Source organism: Prescottella sp. D32 (assembly GCF_037287305.1).
In the GTDB taxonomy this organism is placed as follows: Bacteria; Actinomycetota; Actinomycetes; order Mycobacteriales; family Mycobacteriaceae; genus Prescottella; species Prescottella equi.
Genome location: NZ_JARBSW010000002.1, coordinates 483,254 through 497,355 on the forward strand (window position 1 = coordinate 483,254; position 14,102 = coordinate 497,355).

At 68.8% G+C, this 14,102-nt stretch carries 17 protein-coding genes, 1 tRNA gene and 1 pseudogene; 10 read left to right on the forward strand and 9 right to left on the reverse strand.

Annotated features, from left to right (window positions below; all coding sequences use genetic code 11):
• Positions 1-21 precede the first annotated feature (21 nt).
• Together PSS76_RS11860 and PSS76_RS11865 are read right to left on the reverse strand one after the other, a co-directional pair.
• Complete coding sequence (locus tag PSS76_RS11860) at positions 22-1,062, reverse strand: LLM class F420-dependent oxidoreductase (protein WP_013415132.1); 1,041 nt, start codon at positions 1,060-1,062, stop codon at positions 22-24.
• 51 nt (positions 1,063-1,113) lie between these two features.
• On the reverse strand, positions 1,114-2,040 hold the full coding sequence (locus PSS76_RS11865) for a universal stress protein (RefSeq protein WP_013415131.1): 927 nt from the start codon (positions 2,038-2,040) through the stop codon (positions 1,114-1,116).
• 252 nt (positions 2,041-2,292) lie between these two features.
• Here PSS76_RS11865 and PSS76_RS11870 point away from each other — a divergent pair, with 252 nt between their 5' ends.
• From PSS76_RS11870 to PSS76_RS11890, 5 genes are all read left to right on the forward strand, one after another.
• On the forward strand, positions 2,293-2,739 hold the full coding sequence (locus PSS76_RS11870; RefSeq protein WP_005514909.1) for an RrF2 family transcriptional regulator: 447 nt from the start codon (positions 2,293-2,295) through the stop codon (positions 2,737-2,739).
• Positions 2,740-2,770: 31 nt separating this feature from the next.
• A complete protein-coding gene (locus PSS76_RS11875) occupies positions 2,771-3,988 on the forward strand; it encodes a globin domain-containing protein (protein ID WP_084865974.1) in 1,218 nt (405 codons plus the stop codon).
• A 90-nt stretch (positions 3,989-4,078) separates the two neighbouring features.
• Entirely contained in the window at positions 4,079-5,101 is a 1,023-nt protein-coding gene (locus PSS76_RS11880) for a Dyp-type peroxidase (protein WP_013415128.1), read from the forward strand.
• A complete protein-coding gene (locus PSS76_RS11885; protein ID WP_005514915.1) occupies positions 5,098-5,898 on the forward strand; it encodes a family 1 encapsulin nanocompartment shell protein in 801 nt (266 codons plus the stop codon). The genes PSS76_RS11880 and PSS76_RS11885 overlap by 4 nt, the downstream gene beginning before the upstream one ends.
• A gap of 135 nt (positions 5,899-6,033) precedes the next feature.
• Positions 6,034-6,282, forward strand: coding sequence for a hypothetical protein (locus PSS76_RS11890; protein WP_005514916.1), 249 nt, complete (start codon positions 6,034-6,036; stop codon positions 6,280-6,282).
• 82 nt (positions 6,283-6,364) lie between these two features.
• On the opposite strand, the gene PSS76_RS11895 is transcribed toward PSS76_RS11890, so the two are convergent.
• A complete protein-coding gene (locus tag PSS76_RS11895; RefSeq protein WP_013415127.1) occupies positions 6,365-7,198 on the reverse strand; it encodes a M23 family metallopeptidase in 834 nt (277 codons plus the stop codon).
• Between the two features lie 327 nt (positions 7,199-7,525).
• Between PSS76_RS11895 and PSS76_RS11900 the strand changes: the two genes are divergently transcribed.
• Positions 7,526-7,598, forward strand: a tRNA-Arg gene (locus PSS76_RS11900).
• On the opposite strand, the gene PSS76_RS11905 is transcribed toward PSS76_RS11900, so the two are convergent.
• A complete protein-coding gene (locus tag PSS76_RS11905; RefSeq protein ID WP_231849597.1) occupies positions 7,560-7,907 on the reverse strand; it encodes a MaoC family dehydratase in 348 nt (115 codons plus the stop codon). The genes PSS76_RS11900 and PSS76_RS11905 overlap by 39 nt on opposite strands.
• Between PSS76_RS11905 and PSS76_RS11910 the strand changes: the two genes are divergently transcribed.
• Positions 7,797-8,054, forward strand: a complete 258-nt coding sequence (locus PSS76_RS11910) for a hypothetical protein (RefSeq protein WP_158023627.1) — start codon at positions 7,797-7,799, stop codon at positions 8,052-8,054. The genes PSS76_RS11905 and PSS76_RS11910 overlap by 111 nt on opposite strands.
• Positions 8,055-8,135: 81 nt before the next feature.
• Here the strand turns inward: PSS76_RS11910 and PSS76_RS23915 are convergent.
• The 3 genes and pseudogenes from PSS76_RS23915 to PSS76_RS11920 all read right to left on the reverse strand — a co-directional run.
• Positions 8,136-8,534, reverse strand: a pseudogene (locus PSS76_RS23915) (FAS1-like dehydratase domain-containing protein); the annotation flags it as partial.
• Positions 8,535-8,610: 76 nt separating this feature from the next.
• Positions 8,611-8,988, reverse strand: coding sequence for a hypothetical protein (locus PSS76_RS11915; protein WP_005514918.1), 378 nt, complete (start codon positions 8,986-8,988; stop codon positions 8,611-8,613).
• 90 nt (positions 8,989-9,078) lie between these two features.
• Positions 9,079-9,228 carry a hypothetical protein gene (locus PSS76_RS11920; protein ID WP_162096935.1) on the reverse strand — a complete coding sequence of 50 codons (150 nt, stop codon included), beginning with the start codon at positions 9,226-9,228 and terminating at the stop codon, positions 9,079-9,081.
• A gap of 236 nt (positions 9,229-9,464) precedes the next feature.
• Here PSS76_RS11920 and PSS76_RS11925 point away from each other — a divergent pair, with 236 nt between their 5' ends.
• A complete protein-coding gene (locus PSS76_RS11925) occupies positions 9,465-9,842 on the forward strand; it encodes a hypothetical protein (RefSeq protein WP_005514920.1) in 378 nt (125 codons plus the stop codon).
• A gap of 7 nt (positions 9,843-9,849) precedes the next feature.
• Here PSS76_RS11925 and PSS76_RS11930 read toward each other — a convergent pair whose 3' ends face one another.
• Positions 9,850-10,236, reverse strand: coding sequence for a hypothetical protein (locus PSS76_RS11930; RefSeq protein WP_013415124.1), 387 nt, complete (start codon positions 10,234-10,236; stop codon positions 9,850-9,852).
• 270 nt (positions 10,237-10,506) lie between these two features.
• Here PSS76_RS11930 and PSS76_RS11935 point away from each other — a divergent pair, with 270 nt between their 5' ends.
• A complete protein-coding gene (locus PSS76_RS11935; RefSeq protein WP_005514924.1) occupies positions 10,507-10,857 on the forward strand; it encodes a MerR family transcriptional regulator in 351 nt (116 codons plus the stop codon).
• Between the two features lie 17 nt (positions 10,858-10,874).
• Here the strand turns inward: PSS76_RS11935 and PSS76_RS11940 are convergent, their stop codons facing one another.
• Positions 10,875-13,115, reverse strand: coding sequence for an ATP-dependent DNA ligase (locus tag PSS76_RS11940; protein WP_013415123.1), 2,241 nt, complete (start codon positions 13,113-13,115; stop codon positions 10,875-10,877).
• A 79-nt stretch (positions 13,116-13,194) separates the two neighbouring features.
• Here PSS76_RS11940 and PSS76_RS11945 point away from each other — a divergent pair, with 79 nt between their 5' ends.
• Positions 13,195-14,097 carry an ABC transporter substrate-binding protein gene (locus tag PSS76_RS11945; RefSeq protein ID WP_013415122.1) on the forward strand — a complete coding sequence of 301 codons (903 nt, stop codon included), beginning with the start codon at positions 13,195-13,197 and terminating at the stop codon, positions 14,095-14,097.
• Positions 14,098-14,102 lie beyond the last annotated feature (5 nt).

Genomic DNA, 14,102 nt, shown 5'->3' on the forward strand with positions numbered 1-14,102 from the left:
GTCACGGCTCGCCGGGGTCCGTCAGTCGACGATCGCGCGCAACTGCTCGATGAGCGCGACGCGCCCGGCACGGTCTGCGGCCAGCGGCATCACGTTGAGCGTGGTGGCGCCGGCGGCCGCGAAGGCCGCGACCCGTTCCTTGACGAAACTCTCGGTGCCGATCAAGGAGATCGCACGCACGAGGTCGTCGGGCACGGCGGCGGTGGCCTCCGCCTTCTTGCCGGCCAGGTACAGGTCCTGGATCTTCTCGGCCTCCTCCTCGTACCCGTAGCGGCACGCGAGGTCGTTGTAGAAGTTCTTGCCCTTGGCGCCCATGCCGCCGATGTAGAGCGCCAGATTCGGCTTGATCCACTCCAGCATGGGCTCGACGTCGTCGCCGATCGCCAGCGCCGGGCTCGCGTAGATCTGCAGGTCGCCCAGGCTCGGATCACGCTTGGCCTTGCCCGTCGCGAGCGCGTCGCCCCACACCGCGTCGGCCTTCTCCGGGTGGAAGAAGATCGGTTCCCAGCCCTCCGCGATCTCCGCCGTCAGCGCCACGTTCTTCGGTCCGAGCGAGGCGATGACGATCGGAATCCGGTCGCGCACGGGGTGGTTGATGAGCTTGAGCGGCTTGCCCAGCCCCGTGCCCTGGTCGGCGGGCAGCGGCACCTTGTAGTACTTGCCCTGGTACTCGACCTTCTCCCGCCGCCACACCTGACGACAGATGTCGACGAGCTCGCGGGTGCGGCCGAGCGGCGCGTCGTACTTGACGCCGTGGAAGCCCTCGATCACCTGCGGGCCCGACGCCCCGATACCCATCACGAATCGGCCGTTCGAGACGTAGTCCAGACCCGCCGCGGTCATCGCGGTGAGGCTCGGGGTGCGGGTGTAGATCTGGAAGATGCCCGACGCCAACTCCACCGTCGACGTCTTCGCCGCGAGGTAGCCGATCTGGCTGACCGCGTCGAACGAGTACGCCTCGGGGACGAAGACGATGTCCAGGCCCGCCCGTTCGAGGTCGGCGACCTCCTCGACGGTCTCGGCGAATCCGCCGCTGTAGTTCAAGCCCATACCGATGCGCACTTCGGCGACCCCATTCCGTATTTACCTGTGACGGACGTTACGGAGTGGACTCTACGACCGCTCGGGCCGAACCACCATCACGGGGCACTGCGCCTTCTGGACCAGCTCGTTGCTGGTCGAGCCCAGCAGCAATCCGCGGAATCCGCCGCGACCACGGCTGCCGACCACCACGAGCTGCGCCTTCTGGGACCACGCCAGCAGATGGGTGCGCGGTCCGTCGATGTACAGCTCGCGCTGGACCTCGACGTCCGGGTAGCGATCGCGCCAACCGGCGAGACGTTCGGAGAGGACCTCACGCTCGGCGTCCTCGAACGCACGCGGATCCCGGATCGCGCTGCGGCCACCGGCCAGGGTGCCGTGCGGGGTGTCGCTCCAGGCGTGCACGGCGACCAGGGGGACCCCGCGCAGCGCCGCCTCCTCGAACGCCACCGCGGTGGCGCGCTCGCTCGTCTGGCTGCCGTCGATGCCCACGACGACCGGGCCCTCGCTGGGCACCTCGCCGTCGCGCTGGTGCACCACGACCACCGGGCACACGCCGTGGCTGGCGGCATTGACCGCCGTCGAACCGATGCCGCCCGCCGCACCGCTGCCGGACGCGCCGAGGACGAGCGCGCGCGAATCCTCCGACAACGAGACGAGCCAGCGGGCGCCGCCCATCGTGGAGATCTCGGTGGACAGCGTCAGGTCGGCGGAGACTTCGCGGGCGGCCGCGGCGGCGCGGGCGAGGATCTCCTTGCCCTCGTCCTCCATCCAGTCGTAGATCCCGGCGACATCGAGGTAGGGCGCCCCGTAGGTGTACGGCGAGAAGTTGAGGGCGTGGATGATTCGCAGGGTGAGGTTGCGCTCCGCGCACATCCGCGCGGCCCAGACGACGGCCGCCTGGGCGGCGTCCGATCCGTCGACGCCGACGATCACCGAGTTCTCGTCCCTGGCGACCGACGGTTCCTCGACGCCCTGCTGCATGCCCTCTGCGGTCATCCCGCTCACCCTCTTCCGTTTGCGACGAATCGGTGTGGCATTCGTGGTCGATCCTGCCCCGGACCGAACCGATCGAGGTGCCACCTCCGACGTTAGTCACTCGGGCCTGTTTGCGTGGGGATGCCACGGTCCCGAGTGGTTCGGGACCAAAGTCCCGTCCGCCCAGGCCCAAGGTCGGGACTTCGTCTCCGGCACCGCGACCCGCGTCACATCTAATTGGAATCGCAGATACCAATTTTCTACGGTCGAGACATGCAGCTGACGCAGTTCACCGATCTGGGCCTGCGGATCGTCATGCGCCTGGCCACCGACCCGGCCGGGTCGGGCGGTCCCAGCACCCGCGCGGTCGCCGAGCAGCTCGCCGTCTCGTACACGCACGCGACCAAAGTGGTTGCGCGACTGAGCGAACTCGGCGTCGTGACGACACGCCGTGGGCGCGGCGGTGGGCTGGCGATCACCGATCTCGGTCGCACCGCGTCGGTGGGCTGGTTGACCCGTCAGCTCGAGGGCGACGGCGAGGTCGTGACCTGCGAGGGCGACAAGCCGTGCCCGCTGCGTCGGGGCTGCCGGCTCAGGTCGTCCCTGCGCGTCGCCCAGGACGCGTTCTACACCGCACTCGACGCGATGACCGTCCGCGACCTCGCCGCCCCCACCCCCACAACCGTGCTGCCGGTACCCGACTCACCGGCAGTGACCTAACCGTAGAAACCCGACCGACAAGGAGAATCCGATGCTCTCGGAGGCCTCGAAGGAAACCGTCCGCGCGACCCTGCCCGTCGTGGGCGCGGCGATCGGCGACATCACGACGCTGTTCTACCGCAAGATGTTCGACGCCCACCCGGAGCTCGAGCGGGACCTGTTCAACCGGGGCAACCAGCGCCAGGGTGAGCAGCAGAAGGCACTTGCGGGCGCCGTCGCCGCGTTCGCGACGCTGCAACTCGACCCCGACCCCGAGCGGGTGGACGCGATCCTGTCGCGCATCGCGCACAAGCATGCCTCGCTCGGGATCACCGCGGACCAGTACTGGATCGTGCACAAGCACCTGTTCGAGGCGATCGTCGAGATCCTCGGCGAGGCCGTCACGCCCGAGGTCGCGTCGGCGTGGGACGAGGTCTACTGGCTGATGGCGAACACGCTGATCGCGATGGAGGCCGGGTTGTACGAGAAGGCCGGTGTCGCAGCCGGTGACGTGTGGCGCGCAGTGCGGGTGACGCGCCGCGAGCACCAGTCGGCGGACACCGTCTCCTTCACGCTCGCCTCGGCAGAGAACACTCCACTCCCCACGTTCGCCCCCGGCCAGTACATCTCGGTCGCCGTCCATCTGCCGGACGGCGCGCGGCAGATCCGGCAGTACAGCCTCGCCTGCGGCCCCACCGACGAACAGTGGCGGATCACCGTCAAGCGCATCGCGGGCGGGACGCTGGCCGACGGTACCCCCGCACCCGCCGGTGAGGTATCGAACTTCCTGTACGACAACGTCTTCGAAGGGGACGAGCTGGCCGTGTCGCTGCCCTTCGGCGATCTGGTCCTGCCCGACGACGACGCGCCACTGCTGCTGGTCTCGGCCGGCATCGGCTGCACCCCGATGATCGGCATGCTCGAGCACCTCGCGTCCACCGAGGACCAGCGCAGCGTGTCCGTGCTGCACGCCGACCGATCCGTCGCGCAGCACGCGCACCGCGCCGAGCTCACCGAACTGGTCGAGAAGCTGCCGTCGGGCGTGGTGCACCGCTGGTACGAGGATCTGGGGGCGCGCGAGGCGTTCGACGGAATCCGGCTGGGCCGTGCGGATCTGACCGACGTCACGCTCGAGCCCGGCACCCGCGCCTTCCTCTGCGGCCCGCTGCCGTTCATGTTGGCGATGAAGGAGTCGCTCCTCGCCCGCGACGTGCCCGAGTCGAACATCCACTACGAGGTCTTCGGCCCGGATACCTGGGCGGGGGTATAGGCGCTTCGCGCCCGTGCGCCTTTTTGGTAGCTACAGCTACCGAAAAGGCGCACGGGCGACGGAGTCGCCCGGAGTGTTCTAACGTAAGGCGTGGCCCGATCTCAGTTGATCCTGACGCCGCTGACACCAGCGGCGATCTTCCTCGTCCTCACCATCGACGAGGGTGGCGAGGACACCGTCCGCAACGTGCTCTCGGACGTCGACGGCCTGCGCAAGGCCGTCGGATTCCGGGTGCCCGACTCCGGATTGGTGTGTGTCGCCTCCATCGGTTCGTCCGCGTGGGACCGCCTGTTCGACGGCCCGCGGCCCGCGGAGCTGCACGAGTTCGTCGAACTCGACGGCGGCCGGCACCGCGCCCCCGCGACACCGGGCGATCTGCTGTTCCACCTTCGTGCGGTGTCGATGGACCTGTGCTTCGAGTTGGCGTCGAAGATCGTCGGACGGCTGCGCGGCGCCGCGACCGTCGTCGACGAGACGCACGGCTTCCGCTACTTCGAGCAGCGCGACCTGCTGGGGTTCGTCGACGGGACCGAGAACCCGGAAGGCGTCGAGGCTGCCGAGGCCGCCCTCGTGGGCGACGAGGACCCCGACTTCACCGGCGGCAGCTACGTCATCGTGCAGAAGTACCTGCACGACATGGACTCGTGGAACGCGATCTCCACCGAGGAGCAGGAACGCGTCATCGGCCGCACCAAGCTGGACGACATCGAGTTCGCCGACGACGTCAAGCCGTCGAACTCTCATGTCGCGCTGAACACCATCACCGACGAGGACGGCGACGAGCGGCAGATCCTGCGCGTCAACATGCCGTTCGGCAGCCTCGGTGACGGCGAGTTCGGCACGTACTTCATCGGGTACGCGGCGACGCCGTCGGTCACCGAGGAGATGCTGCGGAACATGTTCATCGGCAAGCCCGAAGGCAACACCGACCGCATCCTCGACTTCTCCACGGCCGTCACCGGCGGCCTGTTCTTCTCCCCCACCGTCGAGTTCTTCGACGATCTCCCGCCGGCGCCGGCCATCCGGAACGCCGACACCGAAGGCACGAGCCCGTCTCCCGCCGCTGACGGATCACTCGGAATTGGCAGTCTGAGAAGGAGTTCCAACCGATGAACAACCTCTACCGCGGTCTCGCCCCCATCACCGACGCCGCCTGGGCGTCGATCGAGGAGGAGGCGACCCGAACCTTCAAGCGGCACATCGCGGGACGTACCGTCGTCGACGTCTCCGGCCCGCACGGCACCGACTTCTCCGCGGTCGGGCTGGGACGCACCACCATGATCGAGGCCCCCGCCTCCGGTGTGATGGCCCGCCAGCGCCGAGTGGCTCCACTGGTCGAGTTGCGCGTCCCGTTCAAGCTCTCGCGCGAGGAGATCGACAACGTCGAACGTGGCGCGCAGGACGCGGACTGGGATGCGGTCAAAGATGCCGCGAAGAAGATCGCGTTCGCCGAGGATCGGGCGATCTTCGAGGGCTACGCCGCGGCCGGCATCGAGGGGATCCGGGCGAGCTCGTCGAACCCGCCGCTGCAGCTGCCCGAGGACGTCCGAGACGTACCCGAGGTCATCAGCCAGGCGCTGTCCGAACTGCGCCTGGCCGGCGTCGACGGCCCCTACTCGGTGCTGCTGAGCGCCGAGGCGTACACGCAGGTGAGCGAGACGTCGGACCACGGCTACCCGATTCGCGAGCACATCCGACGCCTCATCGACGGCGACATCATCTGGGCACCGGCGATCGACGGGGCGTTCGTGCTGACCACGCGCGGCGGCGACTTCGACCTGCAGATCGGGCAGGACCTGTCGATCGGCTACCTGTCGCACGACGCGGAGACCGTCGAGCTGTACTTCCAGGAGTCGCTGACGTTCCTCACGTACACCGGCGAGGCGTCGGTCGCACTCGGGGCGCGCTGACCGCACCCGGAGTGGTTGCTCACACCGACCGAACGCAGGGTTGACAGGCCCACAGGAGCGAAGGCTAACCTAATCTCTGTTGCCTGGACGGCGACGGAGGACCCGGTCGACCCGGGGGTACGAGGAGCAGCTTTCGTGATCGAGGACCTGATCGAACTCGCCCATACGCAGGGCGTCGTGTGCGAGACGTCGGTCGGCCCCGACGGTTGCGACGAGTACGTCCTCGCTTGCGCGGACGGTGTGACGACGGTCCGGTTGTGGGTGCGTCCGGACGGCCGCTTCTCCCGCGCGCACGGCAACGCGGGATCGCTGAGCCTCGGTCAGGTCATGGCGGTGTGCGGCCTGTCCTACGCGGCCCGTACGTCCGCCGCGCCGGCCGCCTGAGCTCCGCGGATCTCGGCGCACCACTCGAACGACAAAGTCCCCGCCCGGATGGGCGGGGACTTTGCGTCGTTTCGGCATCGGCTCACATGGTGGCCGAGGCACCTCGCCACGTGACCGCGACACCGCGCTCCTCGAGCCACGAGGACGGGTCGATCTTGGCGCCGCCCGGGCTCCACACCTCGAAGTGCAGGTGCGGGCCGGTGGACTGACCGCGGTTGCCGACGGTGGCGATCTGCTGGCCGGCGACGACGTGCTGGCCGACGTTCACCTGGTAGTCGTTGACGTGGCCGTAGACCGTGGTGGTGCCGTCGTCGTGCTTGACGCGCACCCACAGGCCGAAGCCGGACGCGGGACCGGCGTCGACGACAACGCCGTCCGCTGCCGCGTACACCGGGGTACCGATCGGTGCCGCGATGTCGAGGCCGCCGTGATGGCTGCCCCAGCGCGGTCCGAAGTCGGACGTGAGCGTGCCGGACACCGGCTTCACGGCGCGCGCGTTGGGCGTGCCCACCGAACCGAAGGCGGCCTCGGCGGCGGCCGTGAGGTTGTCGACGACGTCCTGCACCTGCGGGAGTTCAGCCGGGATCTCGATCGTCTTGGCCTGCTGGATCAGTTCCTGTGCGGTCGGCAGCGCCGGAGCTGCGGGCAACTCGGGGAGCTGGAACTGCGGAAGTTCGACGCCCGCAGGCAGCAGTCCGGCGGGGACCTGGAGCGGCGCGGGAGCCGGGGCGGCGGCGGCACTGCCGGCGCCGAGCTGGGCACCCGCGGTGATGATCGCGCCCGTCGCCGCGGCAACCGTGGCGGCCTTCAAGCCTGCGCCGGGACCGGAGGTCTCCTCACGGTGGCGGCCGCGCCGGAGCGTCGGGTCGAGCTCGATGAGAACAGCGTCTGCTGACGTCCGGTGATGGCGTCCCACAGTCAATTACCTCGTCAATCGGTTTCTTCGGCCGCACACTCCGGAGTGCACTCGATCTTGCTGCCGGGCCAAGGTAACAAATCCATATACGTCCCCGCCAGCGTTACCTGATCTTTATTTTCGAGTTGCCGCATCAGTGCTGGGAGCGCGCCCGATCGACGCGCGGTCGCGGGGCGGCCACCGGGCGTGTCGGCCCGGCGCGGCGGATCAGCCGCACCGGCAACCACACCCCTTCGCACGACCCGTCCGACCGATTCATCTCGGACGCCCTCCGGCCGCTACACTCCCTAACTGCGGAACAGCGCGACTCCCGTTCGCCCCGCCCCCGCCCTCGTAGCTCAGGGGATAGAGCACGGCTCTCCTAAAGCCGGTGTCGCAGGTTCGAATCCTGCCGAGGGCACTCCGATTCATCCACCAGCACCTCCGCGGCACCGCTGAAGACCGCCACGCCCTGCTGATTCGTGGTGGTGAGTGCGATATCGGCAAGGGTCCCGCCGTCGTCGCCCGCCCGGACGGCGGTGATCTCGACGCGCGCGGTGAGAGTGTCCCCGGGCCAGACCTGCGAGACGATCCGGCCACCGAACGACCGGACGCTCGCGTGACCGAAACGGTCGGTGACGGCCCGGCCGGTCATGCCCATCGTCAGCATGCCGTGCGCGAAGACACCCGCGTGCCCGCGATCGCGCGCGTAAACGTCGTCGCTGTGCAGCGGGTGGAAGTCGCCGGACGCACCCGCGTACATGACGATCTGCGCCCGCGTCAGATCCTCGACCAGCACGACGGTCCATGCGCTTCCGACCGTGAGATCCTGTGCAGCCGAGCCGTGTTCGACGACCGGTGCTGGTCGGGAGGATGAGCGATCGGCCGCTGCGGCGGGGGACGGCGCGTCCGGTTTGCGCTCGACCATGGCGGAGACCCAGCGCGCGGTCGCGACGAGTTCACCATCGCAATCGCGGTAGTCGGTGAGGGTCTCGCCGAACGTCATCGTCCCGGCGCGGCGTCCGCTCTTCTCCCAGGTGGCGCCGGGCCGCGATGCGGCGGTCAGGACGTCACCGGCACGGACGGGGCGACGGAACGTGAAGTGTTGCTCCATGTGGAATCCGGACTGCTGCGCGCTGTCGCGCGGCCGCGACCCGAGCCACGAGGTTCCCGGCCGCGGGCGGCGCACGTAGGTGGGATCGAAGTGGTCGGCAGCCATCAGGAACGTCGGTGGTGCGACGAGCGCGTCCGGGCCGGTGGCCGCCAGACGCCCGACATCCTCGAAGACGAGATCGAAATCGCCGACCGCACGCGCGAACTGCATGAGATGCGAACCGTGCACGACAAACCCGAACATGCCACCTGCTTTCAGAAGGTTCAGAGGGTTCAGAGGGAGGGACGATCTGCCTTACGCATGAATGCTCCGCAACCGGTCAGGGCGCCGGATCAGCGGTCTGCAGTACCACCGGGTCGATCGCCTCGCCGCACGCCGCGGTGACGAAGTCCTCGTGCGCCGTCATCGCCTCTTCTTCCGTTGCATACCAACGGTGTTCGAGCGTCTCGTGGTCCCGGTCGAAGACCGCAGCCTCGAAGATCAGCGGAGGCCCGGAATCGTTCTCGCCGTTGAAATCGAGACCGATCCACACCGTCGAGACGTCGCGGATCCAGTCCAGGTCCGCCATGTCGAGAATCGTGGTGGACCCGACCCTGTCGTAGCCGGGGCGTCCGAGGAGTCGCTCGGCCTCGTCTGCGGAGATCGGACGTCCCGCGCGGTCGTACCATTGCCGTCCCGCCCCGACACGATCCGTCATCGCCCGCCTCCGTCCCACCGCGCGTAGTGCGCACGCCCGCTCAGCGAAAACCTACCGGGCGGCGGCATCCGGCCGCTCCGCGAGCTTCCTTCACGGCACCATCACCCCCAGGACCGACGTCCCGAACACGACGAGCCCACCGACGAGGCCCGCGAGTATCACGAGCCCCGACGTGGGGTGATCGAGCAGCGAATCCGCCTGCACCTCTTCCTTCGAACTCGACACTGCCGAACTCGCCACCGTCTCCATCTCGCACCACCGAATCTCACGACGTCGTCGACCGGACCGGCCGACGCGAACAACGTTAATCTATGCCCTATGGTATAGATTTACTGAGCGAAACGGTTGAGACAAGGTGCGCGGCACCAGATAGGAAACTGACGAACTCCAGTTCACACCCGAAGGGTCCGCCGGCAACCGCCCGAGACCCGCGCACCGCCGACAGCGTTCGGTGGCCCGAGAGAGAGACGAGCGACATGGCACGCAAGCACGAGTACTTCACGGACCTCTACACCGACGCCCTGATCGGCTTCGCCGCCTTCACCCACCTGCCGGCCTCGGTAGTGAAGACCGCACTCGGCTACGCGATCCGCGCCGACGCCGGATCCGGGCGCATCCTGCTGGCCACGAACAGCGAGCTGGGCCTGGCTGACGTCCGCAGCGACCTCGACCTCTGGACGGTCCAGGTCCTGCAGAACTCGCCGGCCGGGGCGCATCCGATCGCGGAGGAAACCGACCGCGACCTGATCGTCGCCTACGGCCGCGCGGTGGAGCGCCTCGAGCTCGAGGGCGCGTGGTCCCCCGTCGAGGTGGCACTCGATCGCCCCGTCACGGTGGTCGAGGGCGCAGCCTAGCGGTGGCTCAGGCTTCGCTCGCGACGCCGACCGGCAACTTCGCCAGTTCCCCGAACTTGGCGTCGGAGTCGATCCAGTTCGCCGAGCGGCGCAGGCAGTCGAGCGCCTGGTCGAAGGCATCGGCCAGCCATTCGTCCTCGGCCTCTGCGAGCAGTTCGTCGGCAGCGCCGTCGGACAGCTGGAAGAACGCGACGTGCCAGGCCTCGATGGCGTCGACGTCGCTGGTCAGGCCGTCTTCCGAGTTGGTCGCCAGGACGTAGCGATTGAACTCGAAATCGACGCGGATCGCGTAACGGTCATGGAGGTTGACGATGTTGGCGGGACGGTGCGTGGCGGCTGCAAGCGCGATCAGAGCATCGGTGTACCGCGCTGTGTGTTCCTGCGTGCGGGGCATGCGCCCTCATCTCTGACTTGAAGTGGCCCCCGTAACCCACGGTGGCAGCCGGCGCACCGGGGTGGCTGCGAACCCACCCCGCACGTTTCGCCCGATCGATCGTAACGGCACCGACCACGATTTCGGCAAGCCACGGGCCGTGGTTGACCCGACCAGAGGAGGTTATCTGTGTAGACGAGAAACACTTTTCGATCCCAGGATCCGCATGCCCGATCGCTGCGATCGGCGTCCCACGCACGATTCGCAGCACTGTACGAAGCGGAGGATTCGATGCACAGTCACACCCACGAGCGACCCACCCGCTCCTACGGCTCCGCCGCCGCCCCCGTCGACCGGGGGGTGTACGGCATCTCGGTCACCGCCGAACTGTCCGGAGTCGGCCCCCAAACCCTGCGCCTGTACGAGCGCCGCGGACTGCTCGCCCCGGACCGCACCGGCGGCGGCACCCGACGCTACAGCCACGAGGACCTCGAGCGGCTGCGCCGCATCACCGAACTGGTCGAGCTCGGCGTCAATCTCACCGGCATCCGCGAGATACTCGCCCTCGAGGACCAGCAGTCGGCACTGCGCGCGGAGATCGCGGAACTCACCCACGCCTCGCCGGAACGACGCCTGGGCTGATCGCCGGGCGACGGCTCCTATTCGATGCGAACGTCGTCGGGAGACTTGTCGTCCCGCAGCCCGCGCCACGCCGGGTGCCGCAGGCGCCCGGCGTCGGTGCGTTCCCGGTACCGCACCTCACCGACGACGCTCGGCGTCACCCACACGGTATCCCGGTCGACGTCGGGTACCTCGCCGGCGAAGGGGCTCGATTCGCGTTCGAGGGGTCCGAGCAACTCGATCAGCCGTTCGCGCTCCCGTTCGCTGAACCCGGTCCCGACCCGTCCGACGTACCGCAGCCCGGCCTTGTCGGGAACACCCAGCAGTAGCGACCCGATGCCTGCCTCGCGGGCACCGCGGCCCCGCCGCCATCCCCCGATCACCACTTCCTGCGTGAGCCAGTTCTTCGTCTTGATCCACGCCGTCCCGCGGCGACCCGGCAGGTAGATCGAGTCGCGACGCTTCGCGACGACGCCCTCGAGGTCCTTGCTCTGCGCGCGCACGTCCGCGACGCTGCCCGTCAACTGCGGCGGCACGTCGAGACCCACCGTGGCCGCGGCCAGCGCGTCGAGGATCCGTCGGCGGTCGTCGTAGCGCTTGCGGAGCAGCGAGACCCCGTCGAGGTACAGGATGTCGAAGGCCCGGAACTGGGGGACGCCGCCGGCCTGCAGCGCGGGAAAACTGGTGTTGCCGTGCGAGTCCAGGCTCACCACCTCGCCGTCGAGCACCACTCGATGCCCGTCGAGAGCCGCCGCGAGCGCCTGCAACGCCGGATAGCGTTCGGTCACATCGTTTCCCGCCCGCCCTCGCAACCGCACCGTCGTGCCGTCGAATTCGACGATCAGTCGGATGCCGTCCCACTTTCCCTCGAACGCCCACTGCTCGGGTTCGAGCCCGTCGAGCGTGCCGGCGGTGGCGAGCATCGGGGCGAGCCCGCGGGGCAGATCGGTTGCACCACCGTCATCCTTCATCAAGTGCATCAGCCACTGGTCGCCCTCGGTGCGGATGAGCGCGTATCGCCCCTGGGCCCGCTGCCCGGACAGTCGCACGATCACCTCGTCGTCGCGCCATTTCTCCGGCTCGTACGTCCCCGCGTCCCAGATGCTCACGGTGCCGCCGCCGTACTCGCCCTTGGGAATCGATCCCGCGAAGCTTGCGTACTCGAGCGGGTGGTCCTCGGTGTGAACGGCCAGACGGTTCTCCTTCGACGACGTCGGCAGCCCGCGGGGTACCGCCCACGACACCATCACTCCGTCACGTTCGAGACGGAAGTCGTAGTGCAGGCGTCGGGCGTGGTGCTCCTGGATCACGAACGAATTGCCCTCGCCGCCTTCGGCCGCGGTCTGCGGGATCGGTTCGGGCGTACGGTCGGCGTCGCGCTTGCGGCGGTACTCGGTGAGGGCATCCATCCGCGGATCGAGGTCGGCGATGAGGTCGCCGTCCCGCCGGAACCGGTCGAGGACCTCGTCGAACCGCAGATGCCGCAGGCCGGGATCCTCGAGTTCGTCCCAGGTCCGCGGCGCCGCCACGGTGGGTGCCGCCCGGCCGCGCAACGAGTACGGCGCAATGGTGGTCTTCGCCGCGTTGTTCTGGCTCCAGTCCACGAAGACGCGGCCCGCCCGCACCGATTTCGCCATCGTCGCCGTCACCAAATCGGGGTGCAACTGTTCCAAGCTGGTCGCGACCTTCCGCGCGACAGTGGAGGCCCCGCCCGGCGCAAGGGTCCGGTCCAACGGCACGTACACGTGAATCCCTTTGCTGCCACTGGTGACCGGGTACGCCGTCCAGCCCAGGCTCGCCACCAGGTCCCGCACCGCGGCGGCGACCCGCGCGCACTCCGCGAGCCCCACACCGTCACCGGGATCGAGATCGAACACCAGCCGCGTCGCAGGCCCCGGCTCGCCGTCGACGAAGCGCCACTGCGGAACGTGGACCTCGAGCGCCGCCTGCTGGCCGATCCACACCAGGGCCGCAGCGGAATCGATCACCGGGTACCGCACCGCCCGGTCCTTGTGATGGACCGCGTGACGGGTGAGCCAGTCCGGTGCGGACGCAGCGAGGTTCTTCTCGAAGAACGACGGCTCGTCGACCCCGTTCGGCCAGCGCTTGCGGGTCACCGGACGATCCACGACGTGCGGCAGCATCGCCGGTGCGATGGCCTCGTAGTAGTCGATCACCTCGCCCTTGGTCACTGCGGGGCCGTTCGCGGTGGCCGGATAGAGCACCTTGTCGAGGCGGCTCACCGCCACCCGTCGTCCGTCGATGGTGCGCGTCGGCATCGGTCACCTCCCGTCACAGATACGCACATTGTGCGCCCGCACGCACCTGTTCTTGTCGCATTCCGGGCGCGAAGGCAAGATGACTGCGGTGTTGACCCCCCGACGACGCTCTGCGGTCCTGGCCTCGATCTGCCTCGCCGTCGTTCCCGCGACCGCATGCACCATCGCCGATCCCGCCGACGCGGCCGACACGTCGGCAGCATCCGCGGACGCCGCGTCGCGGTCGGTCGCGTGCGGTCCCGGCGGCGGGCTCACCTGGGCGCCGGACGTTCTCACGATCGCGACCGACGACCCCGCCCACGCACCGTGGGTCATCGACAACGACCCGGCCAACGGGCTGGGCTACGAGGGGGCGGTGGCCCGAGCAGTGTCCGAACGCCTGGGGTACGCCCCCGACCAAGTGCGGTTCAGCCGGGTCGCCTTCGACGACGCCCTGGCGCCCGGGCCCAAGAACTTCGACTTCGACATCAACCAGTTCACGATCGTCGCCGACCGGCGGGACAGCGTCGATTTCTCGGCGCCGTACTACCCGGTGGCGCAGTCGGTGGTGGCGCTGTCCACGAACCCAGCAGCACGATCGCGATCGCTCGCCGACCTGACGGAGCTTCGACTGGGCGCGCAGCGGAATTCGACGAGCCTGGCCGCGATCGAGGGCACCATCCGTCCGGGAAAGACGCCGATGGCATTCGACAGCACCGATACGGCGAAAGCAGCGCTGCTGGCCGGCGAGGTCGATGCGATCGTCGTGGACCTGCCCACCGGCTTCCACATCACGGAGGAACAGATTCCGGGAAGCGTCATCGTCGGGCAGTTCCCCCGCCCCAACGATGTCACCGAGTTCTACGGCGTGGTGCTCGAGAAGGACAGTCCTCTGACGGGGTGCGTGTCCGCCGCACTCGACGGCCTGTACGACGACGGGACCCTGGACGCTCTGATCGCGCGGTGGCTCACCGACAGCGCCGGCGCGCGGGTGCTGCAGTAGCAGCT